This window comes from Algoriphagus litoralis (genome assembly GCF_003259255.1).
Taxonomy (GTDB): domain Bacteria; phylum Bacteroidota; class Bacteroidia; order Cytophagales; family Cyclobacteriaceae; genus Algoriphagus; species Algoriphagus litoralis.
Genome location: NZ_QGOL01000006.1, coordinates 350,550 through 367,062, shown reverse-complemented (window position 1 = coordinate 367,062; position 16,513 = coordinate 350,550). Strand labels below are relative to the sequence as shown.

The following is a 16,513-nucleotide window of genomic DNA, read 5'->3' as shown; positions in this document are numbered from 1 at the left end:
AACTAAATCCACTCTGGAGCAATCTGGGGTGGTTTTTTTATTTTAAAAAGGACAAGTTGTCTAGTTCTTTTTCGATCTCGAGATAGACTTCGGAGATTTTTTGAGAAAATTCCAAACAGATTATGCCGCCCAAATCAGATGGCATCACGACATCCTTTTGTTTTAAAAGACAGACATTTTTTCTCCCATATCTTCCGTAAAACCAGCCCATTTCAAAAAGCACATTCGGTCTGGCCTGAAAATATGTTCCTCCATCCTTTTGAATGATATCATCTGTAGAAAGTATGGCAAATGCATACCCGCATTCTCCGGCATTCCGCTCAAACTTCTCTATAACTGAATCCCCTTGGTTGCTTTCCTTTTTGAGAATGACACACTCCATTCCGAGCCTTTTCTCTAGGATTTCCTGAAGTTCCAAAAGCAGTCCTTCAGCATGTCCATGGATAAGAAAGATCTTTTTAGACCTGATGGGGACATGCTTTAACGTATGTTTTTTAAGGTGGATTTTGTCTGCTTTATCTTCCTTGATGTCAGCCAGGCGATTGAGTAACTTAATCAGGGCAGGGACAGTGGGGTTGGTATCATCAAAGACCAGATCTAGGTCGTTGATTTGACGATATTTCGCAGCGGAAGCCAACAATACCGCCGAGTAATCCGAAAACTCACCTGCTTCAATCTTAATTTCATGCGCTATCTCTAGGCCTTCACCTTCCGCTGAGAACTGAATGAAACTGAAAAGAAAGTGATAGAAAAATAAGGCATATTCAAATTCTTTCTCGTCTTCCTGAAGTAGTCCCGCAATGAGAATTTTTCCAGCCGTACAGATTTCTACGGTTTTTTGAAACTCAGTCAGAGCCTGAGAATATTTCTCCTCCAGTTTGGAATATGCCGCTTTGATAAAATAATAAGTCGATTGGATGCTCAGAAGACACATTTCCATGATCCTCAGCTCAAATTCATTGGGTTCGTAGACCTTTGAGGCTTTGTTGTAAAGTGACTTTCCTTTCTGCAGGATGATGGTAATCTCCTGAAGATCCTGTGTGTTTAAAGTTAAGAGTGAGGAATTGATCAGGTCAAGCATCGGACTGAGATAGTCCACCGGAAGGGATGTAGGGTCGGATGGGATTTCCTCTGACATAGAATAGTGAGTTTAAATGGTTGGAAAAATGATTGATTAAACTAAACTCAAAAGTCATTAAAGCTTAGATGTCAATAAGTTAGAAAAAAAATTCCCGAAGCCCACCTGTGCTCCGGGAATAACCAAAAAAAAATAAGGCGTCTTTCTACTGGTTAGTAGTTGATAAAGTTGGTGATCAGCTGAAGGTCAAGTTTTTTTGTTCCACTTTCTTCTCCGTGAAGTCCTCTTAGGATAAGGGTATAGACCCGGTTTCCTTTCAGCTCCAATGTGCCGGTTTGGATGAGCGTTTCATTCGTTTCAGCGGATTTCACGGTAAGGGTGAAGTTTCCTTTTGCCAATTCTTCGAAGCCAGATACAGACTTAAATACTGATTCTTCTGCCAGTGGGCTAGTACTGCCGGATATTTCCAGATAGACTTCTTCGGTATCAGGCGAAAGGTGCACAAATCGCAATTGGGCCTTGTCTGCTGTAGGTTCCTCCCAGATGTCTTTGACCAAAATTGCATCAATTCCGGCTGCATTATCTGCGACAAACACTGAGTAAACCGAATCAGCTTTCAGTTCAAAGTCCTTCTCCAAAAGGGAAGTCGCAGAATTGAATGCGGAAAATCTAAAATCCCGAACACCCGGAAAAAAAGCAATGTAAGGCAATATCTGGGAGTACTCGATAGGATTTTGATTGACTCGGTTTTGATTGGCAAAGATATCCATTGCAGGTGCAGAAGGTGCGCCCTGAAAGATGGTCACATAGGCAGCTGGTGGCAATTCGGGAGAATCGAGATCATCGAGGCAGCTGCTTAGGAGTAGTGATCCTGCCAATAGGAAAGTGGCTGTCAAGAGGCCACGATGGGTAATCATTTTGCTTAGTGATGAAAAGCGCATAAATGTTGGGTTAAGTTTTCAAATACTCTCCCAAAACGCAATGGTAGCCTGATTCGCTTCAACTCAGCCGCAGGATTTCATTAACTTTTGTGCAATTGCTTGGTTCCAAGCGGTATCTTTTCGAAAAATGAATAAAACCAATGCCCATGTCTGAACCGATAATCCAAACATGGGCTGCTCCTCAATCTACCTGAAGCGAGTTCATCATGAAGATCTGCGCGGTAAAACCCAAAACCTAGCCTTAGGGGTAAAATTGGGAGTGTCCATTAGTTGAATATTCCAAGCTTAATCCCCGCCTGAGCGGTAAAGCCTGAAAGGTCAGTGGGACCTAAGTTTCGGTAGCTGAAGTCGCCCACGATCCGATAACCACCGCCGATATGGAACCTGAGATTGCTGAGTAAGTTGAGTTCGAGCAGGACGGCAGGTTCTACCATCAGAAAGTTTGCCTCTCCAAATTGATTCCTAGATCCGCTTTCCTGATCAAGTTCCAATTCGGCCCCACCGACCAAAACCGGAAAAGTAAGGTGTGCTTTTTTCCCAGCCTTGAGCGTGTACTCCAAAAATCCTCCTACCCATCTGAAGTCCATGTAGGTGCTGCTGGTAGTTTCGGAATCCGGCACAAAGTCATTGACTGAGAACGAATAGAAGCCTCCCAGACTAAATTTGTCAGCAAAGACGACTCCCGCCCGATTGGTCCAAAGACCTACATTTGCACCATCCCAATTGGCTGCGCCGACTGTAGAAGCAAGCATAAATCCAGTTTGGGAGAGATTGACCCCATTCAAGAGCGTCTCCTTGGTTTCGGTGCTTTGAGCCCATGTGCAGGTCAATACAAATAAAGAAGTAATCGAAAGCACTAGTTTTTTCATTGTATGTAGTGTTGGTTTAAATTCTCTTTAAGTGAAGTTTGGTGAGGTAGTCATCTCCTCTGTCTTCCAATTTCAACAGAGTTTCGGTTTGCTCGATCAGGTACCAGTCCTCATTAAGCTCCTCCAATTCGCCTATTTTTGGCAGCGAGATCCAGAGCTCGTCCTTTCCGTCATCCCTGACACTTCTCCAGATGCCTGTGGCCACCAAGGTTTCATTGAAAAAGGCATTGATACTTCCAGCCGGGGAAAATTCCAGATGCCAGTTTTCAAAATCGTCGGTAGCATCGACTCCATCATCTTCAAAATATTCAATCTTCCAGCGAGCATCCTGAAGCGTTTCGGGGCTAAGCGGAATTTGTGGGGCCTCTGTTTCTGAACAGGCAAGGACAAGTGGAAGAAATACAAGAAGAGGCAATGCGCGAAACATAAGCTATGAGATTTAAGCCACTTCCACGGTAAAAATTTTTGGAGGTTTGGTCTCCTTTAAAAAAATTATATTAAAAATATTTATGTAAAACCAAAATTAAATACTGAATTAAGCCAAAAAAGTAATGAAACAAACTTAATGTTACCCATCAAAAAAATATTCTGAATTTTCACTGGAAATTGCCAACCTTATTCCGTTTTCCCCGATAAGAGGTGAAACTCCAAGCCCTGAACAGTTCAGCTATGAACCAATCCCTTCAAGAGATCAAAGTCCAATTGCTTCAATTACTTGAACAAATGGATCAGACCCCACACGCATTCGCAGAAAAAATCCAATCCGTCCATCCCGAAAACCGGGAATCGGCAATCAACTTTTTGAATTACCTGATTCTGAGAAAGACTGACATCCAAGCACTGCAGTATCAGCTGCACAATCATGGACTATCTTCTCTGGCGAGTTGTGAAAGCCACACCCGACGTCAGATCCAGGTAACATTGGAGCATCTGGGGATGCACTTTGACCAGCTGGATACCTGCACGATTGAGTTTGGAGGCAAAAAGATTGAAGAAAACAGCAAAAGACTTTTCGGACCTAAAGCTGAAGATTGGTCTTCATCGGTCATGGTGACCTTTGATTCTTCGTTTCTAAAGGAAAAAGACCTCATACCAAAGCTCCTGAAGAAAGGCATGGGTACTGCTCGCATCAACTGTGCACATGATGACGAGACTGTCTGGCAAGAGATGGTAGACAAAATCCGCCTCGCCAGCAAAGAAACCGGGATTCCCTGTAAGATCCATGTGGACTTGGCAGGCCCTAAAATCCGCACCAAACTCCTCGCCAAAGGCAAGAAAAAGGGAAAGGTAAAAATCGAACTCGGGCAAAAAATCTGGCTCAGTGAATCAGCCAAAGGGTTTAAAGATGAGGATATCGTGATCAGCCCAAATGAACCCGGTGTATTGGATGCCTTGAAGGAGGGAGATCGAGTTTACATCGATGATGGCTTGATTTTGGGTTTGGTCGAAAAGATTGAGAAGCAAAGTGCCGCTCTGAAAATCGTGCGCATCTCCTCCAAAAAGCCTGTGATTAAATCCGAAAAAGGAATCAATTTTCCAGACTGTTCATTGCAGATACCCACTCTTACTGAATTTGACCGAGAGTGCCTTTCCTTTGTATGTGCCAATGCAGATACAGTTGGTTTTTCATTTGTGCGATCAGCACAGGATATTGCTGATCTTCGGGCAGCACTTTTGGAATATGCTGAAGACATTCCTTTTATCATACTCAAAATAGAAACCCACGAAGCGGTAAAAAATCTTCCGGAATTGATTCTGGAAGCAAAAAAGGATGAGGTTTTTGGAGTAATGATAGCACGTGGTGATTTGGCAGTTGAGATCGGTTTTGAACGATTGGTGGAGGTGCAGGATGAAATCCTCTGGCTTTGCGAAGCAGCTCACGTGCCTGTGATTTGGGCAACGCAGGTCTTGGAAAATCTCCATAAATCAGGAGTAGCCACCCGAGCGGAAGTGACAGATGCAGGGCATGCCGCCCGGGCCGAATGCATCATGATCAATAAAGGTGAGCATACCCTCGAAGTTCTGAAAACCCTTCGGGATATCTCCCGCAGAAGTTCCGCACTTCGGATCAAAAACCGCTTGCTTTTCCGCCCATTGACTATTGCTAAGGAGTTCTTTGAGAAATAGGAAAAAGGCTTCGCGAAATACGCTCCCCATGGTCCTGAGGTGGCTATGCAAGTTATGCTGCACGAAATACGCCTCTCGAAATTTTACTCCCTGCAGTCGTGAAATACGCTCCGAGAGGTTGACGATTTGTGCGATAGACTCTTATTTGTAGTACTATCTTTTCTAGTTGCAGTGGTGGCTATCCCCATCATATTTAGCGAAGCCTATCTCAATTGTATTTCGCGAAGCATTTTTTAATCCTATTTCGCTGCGCCTTCCATTTTTTCTAATTATTCACCTTTGTCGTATCCACCTTTGCTTTTGGTTTAGTCAAGAGACCTTTGAGCAAATTCTTGGCTTCATCGACCGCCTTTCCTGCAGTCTCATTGGTTTTTTTCTCCAACTCTTTTTTGAGACTGTCTTGGAAAACTTCTGCTTTCATTTTCAGCCCTAGTTTGATACTGTCTTGAGCGGCCTGAAATTCTGCAGTGGCTTTTTCCTGCAAGTTTTCCTTTTCGGAATCAAATCGTGACTTCAGCGCATTGCTCAATAAGGACTCGATGCTGTTTCCACCTGCTAGACTGATTTTTGGCTGATTGTAAGTACCTCCGAGGTTGATAGCAATAGGGATCATTGTCGATTCACTGCTTTCAGTACCTGAAATCGTGGCCAAAATAGAATTCGCCTGGGCCCCAAATTGCCCTGCCGGCACCTGCATATTGAGCAAATAATTGATCGAACCGTCAAAGCCTGCGCTTCCCTGAATGTTGGTTTCGTAATCCCAAAGCCTCAGATCAAAGGGTTTGACTTCCATTCGTCCATCTTGGATAACGATCGGGATATTCAGGTTTTTCAGCGCAACAGTATTTACATCTTTCAGTCGTGTCAAACTAGTCACTGTTTCCAGGATTTTACTGTCTTTCAAAGCTGCTTCTGCGATTTTCAAAATCCCCTGAACATCGATCGATGACAAGACTGGCATCATATTTTGATCGAGCAATCCGGAGAAGTTGATGTTGGTGTTGACTCGACCGGTGATATCGCTGGCGATAGGCGCAAAGGCTTTTACCGTCGCAAAACTCTGGAAGGCCTTGGCGATGCTCAATTCAGAAATGTCGAGATTAAAGTCAAAAACCGGAGCGGCAAGATCACGAGGATCATAGTTTCCGTTTAGTTTGATTCGACCGTCCAAGGCTTTCATGCCCGTTTCGGAAAAAGTCAAAACCCCATTTCTTAAGGTCATATTCCCACTGACTTCCTGCAGATTCAAATTTTCGTAAATGACTTCATTTGCTGTCATATTCATCGTGAAATCGATGTTTTCTGGCAAAGGAATCACTTCCAGAGCAGCGCTACTCGTGTCAGCGGTGCTGTTTGTCATCCATTCATTGACATCAAATCTGCTGCTATTCAAGCTGAGTTGTCCTTTCAAGACACCCTTGTCAGAAAGCAAGTAATCCATGTAATTGGACAGGAACCCGCTGGCTTGGAGTGGGCTTTTGCCCAGCTGAGAATCAAATTTAGTCAGTGTGGCCCGCTGAGGATTGAAGTCTGCATGAGATTCAATGACGCGAACTCCTTGTGGATAGTCCCTTGACTGATAGTATAGATACTTCACGTCAATAGTGCCTGAGGCCTGAAGTCGATCATAGCTTTCTCTTTCTACATCAGCATACGAACCGGAAGTTTTTAGATCGGCCTGTATCAATCCTTCCAACTTGGTATCTTCAATCGGGAAGATGGCGGTCAACTTTTTCAAATCTACGCCACCGGTTACAGCGCCATTCCAGTTTAGCGCTTCAAAATCACTGATTTTCAGATTTCCTTCAATTTTTTCACCCTCGAGATCAAATCCAAACGAACTAACATCGACCAAGAAGTCCTGCATGGTTCCTGCCTGATTTACGATGCTTGCCTTGGCATGAAGTTGCTCCAAGGGCACCGGATAGTCGGTGTTTTGCACAAAACCATTTTCCAGATTCAATCGAATGTCCATGCTAGGAAGCACTTTCATGGTCGAATCATAGCGGCCTTTTGCGCTTGCGCTGAAGTCCAGCATACCGGCCAATTGAGTTTTGTCAATCGGGAAAACTGAGGTCAATTCCTTTAAGTTGAGCCGTCCATTTAGTTTTCCTTCCATGTCGTAGTCCCGAAGATTTGCCAGTTGGAAATTGCCTGAAATCGGGTTGGAACCCACATTCATAGAGAAAACAGGGATGGAAACGCTGGTATTTTCGATTAGCGAGGTTTCATTTTTTGCCTGAAAGTCAATATTGATGTCCTTCACAGGAAGTGGAAGATCAGGATATTGAAACATTCCGTCCTGTACGGCCAACTTGATGTCGAAATCAGGGTAGGAAGTCTCCGAGTAGAGTCCTTTTACAAAACCGCCAAAAGCGAGGGTACCCGTAGTTTTTATCGTAGAAAAACTCTCGGTATAAATCCCCGGCACGAGGGATAGGATATTTTTGAAATCAGTTTCCTTACTTCCAAACGTAAGATCAAGTGCAATCCCATCTTCTGGAAGTCCAATGGAACCACTTAGGTCGAAGAGAAAATCATTCAAGCCAAATCGGCCATCAGCGATGGTGAACTTCATTTGCTCCATATCCACTTGAAGCAAAGTCTCTCCAGTAAACTTCTTGTCTGTTAGGTAATGGACACCTTCGAAGTTGACATCGGCGATAGTTGCAGTAGCCTTAAGCGGTAAATCGTACACATCCAGCGTGAATTCACCGCTTCCTTTGGCCTCAATTTCTGCCAAAGCCATGACAAATTGGAGAGATCGGTCGTCATAGATGAGGTTGACCTGATTGATTTCGATCAGGTCGATGCCCAGTTTAAAGTTGCTTTCGGACTCAGATTCGGGTTCGGTGGATTCCTTTACGATGTCATAGTTTGCCCGTCCGTCTTCCAGAACCTTGATATAGAGATCTCCTCCGTTTAGGTGGAGGCCAGTAAGCGTAGGATAATCGTCAAAAAGCACAGATTTCAGATTGAAGTCCAGAGCTAGTTCCTCGGCATGAACCAAGGTGTCATTCTCAAATGGCTCCAAACCAACAATACCAAAATCTCCAAGCCCGGCGCTCACAGAAGGAAAACTTCGAAATAGGCTCAAAGAAACCTGATCCGGATCGTAGTAAATCTTCGCATTCAAGGCTTGATCCAATTCCTGATTGACGCGGGCAATGATTTTGTCTTTAAACAAAAAGGGTATTGCCACCGCAGCGGAAATAAGAAATACCAAGATTCCCAAAAATATAAGAATGAACTTTTTCATTGGTTTTTTTATAAATGACACACTTGACAACGGACCAAAGCTGGAATTGATTCAACTAGACTTAATTCTGGGCGCCATTTTCCAACTTAACTAGAAATGATCTTGTGGGGCATACCAAGTAAATATCATGGAAAAACAAGCTTTCATACAAGCTGGTGTACATTCTGAATATTCTGTCTACAAATTGTTCCGTGTTACAAAAAGTGATGAATTTAATATGCTTTAACTCTTCCAAAAGGATTCCAATCCCTCTAAAAATTGCTGAAGCGTTTGATTTGGATCAGCGTTTGATTTCTATTTCGGCTCGACCACAGTAATCTTTTCCCGAACAGAATTGCCATCCTGATCGGTTGCAGATAGCCAATAGCTTCCCGGGGCGATGACCAGCGCCAATTCATGAAAGGTTTGGGTTTCTCCGATATAGGTTTCATCGAGATACCAATAGACGGTCGTCTCTGGATCTCGATGCGCCAGTCGGAAGACTACCTCATTTACCTTTTCTTCAAAATTCTTTGGAAGGATCACCTTTTCGTTTTTTCTGGGATAGATAAAGGCCATCAAGGGATCATCTTCACCCACACAATCCGGAGCTAAGGGTGGCAGCATCTGGTAGTCCGGATTCAATGGGGCAAAATAATAAGCCATCACAGTAGGGAGGCTAAACCAGTTTTGTGACCGCATTTCTTCCAAAGGGTAACAGGAGGAGTTCACCCTATAGGTGCCTGAGGCATTCAAGAAAACAGGCTGGTGAAAGGGGCAGACCGAGGTACGGTTTCCTAGGGCAGGAATCCATTCCCCCCTACTTTCTTCGCAGTAAAGTCCTGCTCGATGTCCACTTCGCGTGCAGACTTGTGCCTCGATCAGGTCATCATAGGGCATGTCAAACCAATCTTTCTTCACTGGAAGCTCTTTGAATACATCAAAGAGGATCGGTGCAGCAGCCAAAATTCCGGTCAAGCCTGGGCGGCCTTCCCCATCTGCATTGCCCACCCAAACTCCAATGGCATAGTCAGGTGTCACACCTACTGCCCAAGCATCCTTGAACCCATAGCTTGTTCCAGTCTTCCAAGCAATAGGTCTTGCATCCTGATAAAAACTCCAAGACTCATCGGCATTGGGTCGGTTGGTCTCGCGGAGACTTTCAAAGGTTTTATAAATGGCCCCTGCACCTAGGATTGGTGGGTCAAACTGGAATTCTCCAAAATCCAGCGTTTTGCCTAGTTCGTACACAGGGACATGAAATTCGTCCTTTCGGTACTGACTGGAGTTGGATGTGAAGGTGTTTAAGGTAGCCGCAAGGCCTGCATAGACTTGGGTCACTTCCATCAGGCTGCTTTCTGCTCCTCCCAGAATCAGGGTCAAGCCATAGTGATCTGCAGGTTGGTCGATGTGTTTCATGTCCATCTTTTGGACTTGATTGTAGAAGCGCTGCAATCCGTACTCCTTCAAAAGTCTGACTGCAGGCACATTCAAAGACCTGCTCAAAGCAGCTCCTGCAGTGACCGCTCCATTAAATTTCTTTTCAAAATTCTGCGGGCTGTAGCCGTTTACCGTGGTGGGGATGTCTGCTACTAGGGTATGGGGCAGCAATTCCCCAGCATGCATAGCCGAAGCAAAAAGGAGAGGCTTGAGGATGCTTCCAGTACTTCTGGACCGATCTACTACATCCACGTATTTGCTATGTTCGATTTCGGTTGGCGTGTTGCCTACATAGCCCAAGATCTCCCGGGTATGCACATCTAGTACCAAAATGGAAAGGTTGTGAATCTGGTTTTGCTTCAGACGGAAATAATGATCCTGCGTAATCTGATTCAGCCGACTTTGCAGTGAAGCATTTAAGGTGGATTTTACGCGGTCGCCTTCTCGTTCTTTTCTCATCCGCTCGGTGAAATGCAGCGCAGCATCTGGTAGCGGTAGCGGTTTTCCTGGCAGGGACTCCAAAATCGCCAGGTCATAGGTCAGTTGATCGATTACCTTTTTTTCCAAAAGCTTCAAGAGCAAGCGATCCCGTTTTTGTCGGAGGATTTCCTCATTTTTCCCAGGATAAATCAAAGCTGGGGCATTGGGCAGGACGGCTAGGGCTGCACTTTGGCCCCAACTTAGTTCCTCGACTGGTACACCAAAATATCGCCAGGATGCCGTCTCTAAGCCTACCACATTTCCTCCAAATGGAGCATGGCTGACGTACAGGTTTAGAATCTCCTTTTTGCTGTATCCTGCTTCCAGTCGGGTAGCCAAAAACAGCTCGATCAGCTTTTCAAAATAGGTTCTATGTTGGTTCTTTCGGGAAAGCCGAATCACCTGCTGCGTCAGGGTACTAGCACCTCTTCGTTTTCGGCCCCTGAGATTGTCCCAAGCCGCTTTTGCCATGGAGATCGGATTGAATCCGGGATGCCGGTAGAAATACTCATCCTCAAAATGAAGGATTGCTTCTTCAAAGCGAATTGGGACATCATCCTTAGCAGGAAATCTCCATTGACCGTCTTGGGCAATCCTCGCTCCTAAAAGGACCCCTTCCCGGCTTTCAACTACGGTAGAATTCGGTTCTTCAAAAATCTGATAAGGTAAGCAAAACAGCCAGACCAAGAAAACCAAAAGCACCGCAGAGACAGTAATCTTATGTCTCAGTAATGCTGCTTTGATTTTTTCTATTCTTTGCTTCATTTACTTGATCACCTCTACCCATTGCCCCTTGGTGCGGGCGAAGAAGTCTGCATCATACATTCCCTCAGCCTGAGTACCTGGGAGGTAATACCTGCCCAGATAGGATGCATTGAGTTTCACTGTGAAGACTTTGCTCTGCTTGCCTTGGAGATCAAAGTAGAAATTCACCCGATCATCTCGAATATCGGTGTAATCGGAAGCACCCATTCCTGCCGTTCCCATCTCGGTAAAGCTAGTATTGATGATCTCCCAACCGCTAGGAAAAAGCTGTGACAGGGCAATGTTGTCCACCTTATCGTTCGAGGTATTTTCAACTTTGATCATGGCCGTGATATCGGAGCCCTGACGAATGGACGTCGGGTTAAGTTTATTTCCTTCACCATCCAAGAAGGCTGTCACCACACTGAGGTTCCTTCGCTCAGCCAGTTCTTGCCCTACCGGAAGTTTTCCAGATTGGATCAGCCGGACATAGACTAGATTGTCCTGAAGGTTTTTGATGCTGATCTTTTGCTCTCCAGATCCTGTGGAAAGTTCCCGCTGTGCAATTGCCTGCTGGGTTTTGATTGTGGTGGTTTTTCCATTTTGGACAAAGCTAACTTCCAGAGCTTTCCCACCGTTTTTCTCAACCATCTTAGCCATGGCAATCAGTGCATAGGCAGTCTCCTGCGTGCTGAGCCAGCGGGAAGATGAGAGTTCTTTTGCCAAGGAATTTGCCAATTCCCGCTGTTTGGGATCTCCGAGTAGGACCATAGTCTCCAGTGCGAGGGCTTGATTTCTAAACTCAGACCCATAGCTGTATTGATCGTAGTCCTTTGGTTTGAATTCAAGTACTGCCGCCGACACGAGTTCCCTTGCTGCTCGATCTTGACCTGCTAGTGCATAGGCTGCAGCCAGTCGCAATTTGGTGTCATTGCCCAAATTTGACATTTCCCGAAGTCTGTTCATAGACGGTAACTCGGGCTGTCCGGCCAAGGCAAGGGTATACAGTCTATAGGCTTGAATCAGCTCCGTATTGTAAGGCTTGATGGTAGCTCTCCACTGTCGAGCTGCGCCTTGCTGGAATCGTAGCCAGTTGCTCAAGAAGGTGAGCGGTAGGGAATACCCTTTTCGCTTGGCTTCCAGCATGAAGTGACCCACATAGTTGGTACTCCACTCGTCGGCTTCCCGATCTCCCGGCCAATAGCTTAAGCCACCATCGGTATTCTGGAAACTGTTCAACTTGCGGATCGCAGCTTCTACATTCTTTTGGATTTGCTGTTTGCGGTCCAGCGTCACATCCATGATGTCTGCTAGGAATAGCTGAGGAAAAGCAGCTGAAGTAGTCTGCTCCACACAGCCATGCGGGTATTGGATGAGGTAATTTGCCCTGCCGGTGAAATTCATGGCAGGCAAAGTGGAAAATTCCAAAAATGCTGCATTACTCCCTATCTCTCCAAACGTACTGAAGGAAAGTGTTTGTTCTGCTTTTGCCTCCAAAGAAAGCTCCTTTATTGTCTGGGAGATCGGATTTGGATTTTCTACCTGAATCTCTACTTGGTAGGAAGCAGTTTCTCCTGCACCTGATGCCAAGACTTCTATGGTCTGAATTCCTGTTTCCTTTACGGTATATTCAAAGTTCACGATTTGTTCACCGGGACTGGAAAAGCTCAGCGATTTGCTGGTTCCGTTGATTGCCTGTAGACCCTTCGAGGTTCGGACTTCCACTTTTGCAGACTTCACTTTATTGTCCATGGCGAAAACCGTCACTGGAAGGGTCATTTTTTCGCCTGGCGAAAGCTTTCTCGGCAAAGATGCCAAAACCATCAGTGGTTTCCTGACCGGAACAGTTTTGTCAGCGGAACCATAAGCTCCGCGGTCATTGTCAGCGGCCACGATCATGGCTCGCACGGAACCTACATAATTTGGCATTTTCACTGTGTGGGTCACTTTCTCTCCAGCTTTGAGTGAAAAGGGACCCAAAAATGTGACCACAGGCTTGAATCGGTCTGCTTTTCGGTTTTTAGCCGCGGCAGCATTGTCACTTCCTCCGATCGCATAAATGTTTTCTACGCTACCGGAATAGGCTCCAATGACGTAATCGTACATGTCAAAAGTCTTCACACCCAATGCTTCTCTGGAATAGAAAGCAGCGTGTATCTCTGGCGTACGGAATCGGGTCAGATCCAGCAAACCTTCATCGACTATGGCCAGTGTGTAGCTCATAGCCTTGCTGTTTTTCTCCGAGACTTTGATCACGTAATTTTCCTCAGGTTTCAGGACTGTCGGTAGCTCAAGCTGAGGAGTAAGGATAGTCGTCGGGTCCTCCACCAGAATAGGGATAACTCCATAGAGCCGGATAGGCAAATCATTGCCAGTTTGCTCATGAGGCTGAAGAAGCGAGATATTGACATAGACGTTTGGTGCCATCTCGCTAGTGATATCAACAGTGGCTTTGGTTTCTCCCTTTTGAGTTTCTATCCATTTGGTTTCCAGCACACACGTACCGTTTTCAATACTTAAAAGTGCACGGCCCTCAGCACCTGAAGGGAAGGTGATTACGGCCTGATCCCCAACTTGGTACTTGTCTTTGTCTGCGGAGAAGATCAGCATTTTTGCACTTTCCGAATCTCCGCTTCCTGCATTATCCCACCAGTTGCGGTAGAAATAGGTGACCTTCCCGGTGGCATGTCCACTGTTGGGATCGATCACACGGATGAGGTACCTGCCACTTTCCTCTTCGGGTATGTTCAGGTCAAACTTGCTTTTTCCCGAGGCATCCGTGGTAAGTTCGATTTCTTTAAAAGGACGGTGCAAACTCGCATTTTCATAGCTGGAAAGATTGTCACCGCCCCGGCTCCACCACCAGCGCCATTCGATTTGGTACACTTTGACTATAAGTTCTCGCTGGGCTGCAGGTTCTCCTTTTTCATTGACTGAAACCACCTCAAAGCGATTGTTTTCGTCCGTGAAGTAGGAGCCATAGCCTTGTGCTTTGGGGGATTTTAGCCCGGCAAAATAGCTGAACGGAGCGATGTCTTTGGAAAACACATCCAAGGAAATATCTCCACCTCCCTCGAAAACCTTGGTCACAATGCTAGCCCGAAGCATACCGGGTGCGGTCTTGTTGATTTCGAGGTCTTTCAGGATAGCAATCTTTCCAGCTTCGTTTACTTTCCCTTTGAGCAAAGAGACTTCTGTCTCTGAAAATGTCCGCACAGGATCAGTAAACTCATAATTAGGGTAACTTTTGAACGCGGTGGAGGTGCTTCGGATCGTCGCATCCATTTCTATATTCAGATTTTTGGCCACAGCTCCATGGAGCCAATTGACCGTGGCTGTACCTCTGATCGGTTTGCCCGCAGGTATCACTTCGTCAGTGAAATCCAGTTGGATTTTCAGCCGGTTGGGTTTGACAGTCGCTACTCGAAGGGTTTCGGTAAACTTGGCTCCACCGACTAGGACTGTTGCTCTCCAGTTTCCAGTAGGGGCTCCTGCATCGGTGGCTATAGGGAAGTAATACAGATTGGCCTCATTGCCCTGCGCAACTGTTTTTTGAACCAGTTTGCCTTGGGCATCGGTGACTTCCAAAGTGACAGGATGCTCACTTGGGAGTGGGTTTGCTTGATCATTCAGCGCGAAAGTCAGGTGTATGGTATCACCTGGACGATGTACTCCACGATCTTTGTACATGTACCCTTTGAGGCCTTTTTGAAGTTCTTTACCGGAAATATCAAAATTACTCAAGGAGAGCATGTTGCCATCTTCCAGTTTGAGGTAAGCATAATTATTGTCCTTGTGGGCTATAGCGAATGCAGGCATCTGCTTGGATTCATAGGCCACCATTCCTGAAGCCTCCGTACGAAGCTCCGCGATGAGTTGCTTCTGGTAATTATACAGTGAGATGGTGACCCCTCCTTCGGGATTGGTTGTCAGGAGATTTGTTGTGATGAAATGGTAGCTTCCGTTGCCTCCATTTTTGGCAATGAATCCCAGATCCGAGCCCAACACATTGCTGGAAAGAACCCGCTCTTCGTTGTAATAGGCATCATGGCAGGGATTGTCTCGCTGAGACCAATTGTAAGAGTAGTTCCTCCATCGGTAGATGCGGTTGTTCCAATACTGTTCTTCCCGGTCCTCTTCCTCTAGGTCGGACAGCTGGGATTCGTATTCGTCGTAATAGTAGTCGGACTCCTCTTCTGATTCGGCTGGATCTATCGTTTGACTACAGTCATAGCGGATGTGTTCTTTCTTAAAACTCAACTCGACTCGATAGATAGCGCCGGGATCAGCTTTGAAAAATTCGGATAGGTTCAGGCCATAGGCTTTCCAGACTCCATCATTTTCCAATCCCGGATTTTCCAATTGGATGGTTTTTTTGGCAATTCTCCTGCCCACTTGGTTTAGGTTGTAAGTAGAATTATCGCCCAGATTGCTGTATTGCAGGTATTGTAGGATGTTGTTCTGGAAGATTTTGATGATTCGAACTTCGACAGCATTCAGATTTACTGCTTCAAAATAGTAGGGTGTCGATTCAGCGCTAGGTAAAATCACTCCTGTTGACACCGCCCGAAGGCCGGGCTTGATTTGCTCAAAAGCAATCAATTCTGAGAAAGACTTTTTCAAAGTCGATCCATACTCACTGGCTATCCCTTCGAAAATTTCCACTCTGGCATCGCCGAAGATCCGATCTTCGGGATAGACTATCAGGACACTGCCATCCACTTCAAAGCGAAGGTTGTCCTTGTCCTGAATCTTGACGAGCCCAGTGAAATCTTGCTCTTCTACCAGTGGATCAGAAAAATTGATTCGTAGCGAGGCACCCTGAACCATGGAAGCCTTTACAGAAAGGATAGAAAAGTTGTTTTTGCCCGGGATGGAGAAGAGCGTTTCTCCCTTGTTTTTGGACTTGATTGGCTTTCCATCCCAAGCGAGTTGGAGTTGGGAGTCCTCCTCCATTCGGCTGATGCTATCCACGATAAACTCATAGCTTCTCGAACTGGGAAGTGGCTCAATGAATTTAACTTTGAGTGACTGGTCTTTTTGAGTGGCTGAAATCAAGGCTTTGGCTTCTTTCACATTGATCAGGTCATTGGACTGTAAGGAAGCCGTCAGGTATTGCCAGTCCCGAGAGTAAGACTGCAGGTCTCCGGTCTGTATTTTGAAATTGGGCGCCAGGGTTTTGAAGCCAAAAGTAAAAGTGTGGAATTCCTCCTTAAGGTCGTCGTAAAGCTTGTCCAGCTTCAGGGAAACGGTGTATTCAGTATCCGGATCCAGTTTTTCTTCGGGAATAAAGGAAAGCTTTTTCCCGTTCTCAATGTAAAGTTTACCCGAAATAGAAGGATTTATCGTCAGGTATTCGGTAGGCAATTCCTGTGTCAAGTCAAACTGCTCCAGCGGAATGACCAGCTCCACTATTATTGGCTCGGCCACTGATTGCAATCCCGAAGTATGATGCTGGATGTAGTCTTTGAATCGGTACAGACTGCTGGCTTCCCGAGTAGCGTCATTCTGGCAACCAGAAAATAAAGCAAGAAGAAAGAAGTAAATCAGGAGTTTTCTAGCGCCGTTCATAGGTAGGGAAATGGATAAAGTCAAA

Annotated in this window: 8 protein-coding genes; 1 reads left to right on the top strand and 7 read right to left on the bottom strand. The window is 45.6% G+C overall.

Features of this window, described 5'->3' with window-relative positions; genetic code table 11:
* Positions 1 to 37: 37 nt before the first annotated feature.
* The 4 genes from DK188_RS07290 to DK188_RS07275 form a co-directional block, all read right to left on the bottom strand.
* Positions 38 to 1,138: a TIR domain-containing protein gene (locus DK188_RS07290; RefSeq protein WP_111670141.1), complete on the bottom strand. Its 1,101-nt coding sequence runs from the start codon at positions 1,136 to 1,138 to the stop codon at positions 38 to 40.
* A gap of 152 nt (positions 1,139 to 1,290) precedes the next feature.
* Positions 1,291 to 2,019: a DUF4397 domain-containing protein gene (locus DK188_RS07285; RefSeq protein ID WP_111670140.1), complete on the bottom strand. Its 729-nt coding sequence runs from the start codon at positions 2,017 to 2,019 to the stop codon at positions 1,291 to 1,293.
* A 266-nt stretch (positions 2,020 to 2,285) separates the two neighbouring features.
* The gene (locus DK188_RS07280; protein WP_111670139.1) at positions 2,286 to 2,888 is read right to left on the bottom strand and encodes a hypothetical protein; all 603 of its coding nucleotides are present in this window, start codon (positions 2,886 to 2,888) and stop codon (positions 2,286 to 2,288) included.
* Between the two features lie 16 nt (positions 2,889 to 2,904).
* Positions 2,905 to 3,315, bottom strand: coding sequence for a hypothetical protein (locus tag DK188_RS07275; RefSeq protein ID WP_111670138.1), 411 nt, complete (start codon positions 3,313 to 3,315; stop codon positions 2,905 to 2,907).
* 242 nt (positions 3,316 to 3,557) lie between these two features.
* On the opposite strand from DK188_RS07275, the gene DK188_RS07270 reads away from it, so the two are divergent.
* Positions 3,558 to 5,015, top strand: coding sequence for a pyruvate kinase (locus DK188_RS07270; RefSeq protein ID WP_111670223.1), 1,458 nt, complete (start codon positions 3,558 to 3,560; stop codon positions 5,013 to 5,015).
* 265 nt (positions 5,016 to 5,280) lie between these two features.
* Here the strand turns inward: DK188_RS07270 and DK188_RS07265 are convergent, their stop codons facing one another.
* From DK188_RS07265 to DK188_RS07255, 3 genes are all read right to left on the bottom strand, one after another.
* Positions 5,281 to 8,274 carry an AsmA family protein gene (locus DK188_RS07265; protein ID WP_111670137.1) on the bottom strand — a complete coding sequence of 998 codons (2,994 nt, stop codon included), beginning with the start codon at positions 8,272 to 8,274 and terminating at the stop codon, positions 5,281 to 5,283.
* Positions 8,275 to 8,568: 294 nt separating this feature from the next.
* A complete protein-coding gene (gene pbpC / locus DK188_RS07260; RefSeq protein ID WP_111670136.1) occupies positions 8,569 to 10,938 on the bottom strand; it encodes a penicillin-binding protein 1C in 2,370 nt (789 codons plus the stop codon).
* Entirely contained in the window at positions 10,939 to 16,488 is a 5,550-nt protein-coding gene (locus DK188_RS07255) for an alpha-2-macroglobulin family protein (RefSeq protein ID WP_111670135.1), read from the bottom strand.
* Positions 16,489 to 16,513: the final 25 nt, after the last annotated feature.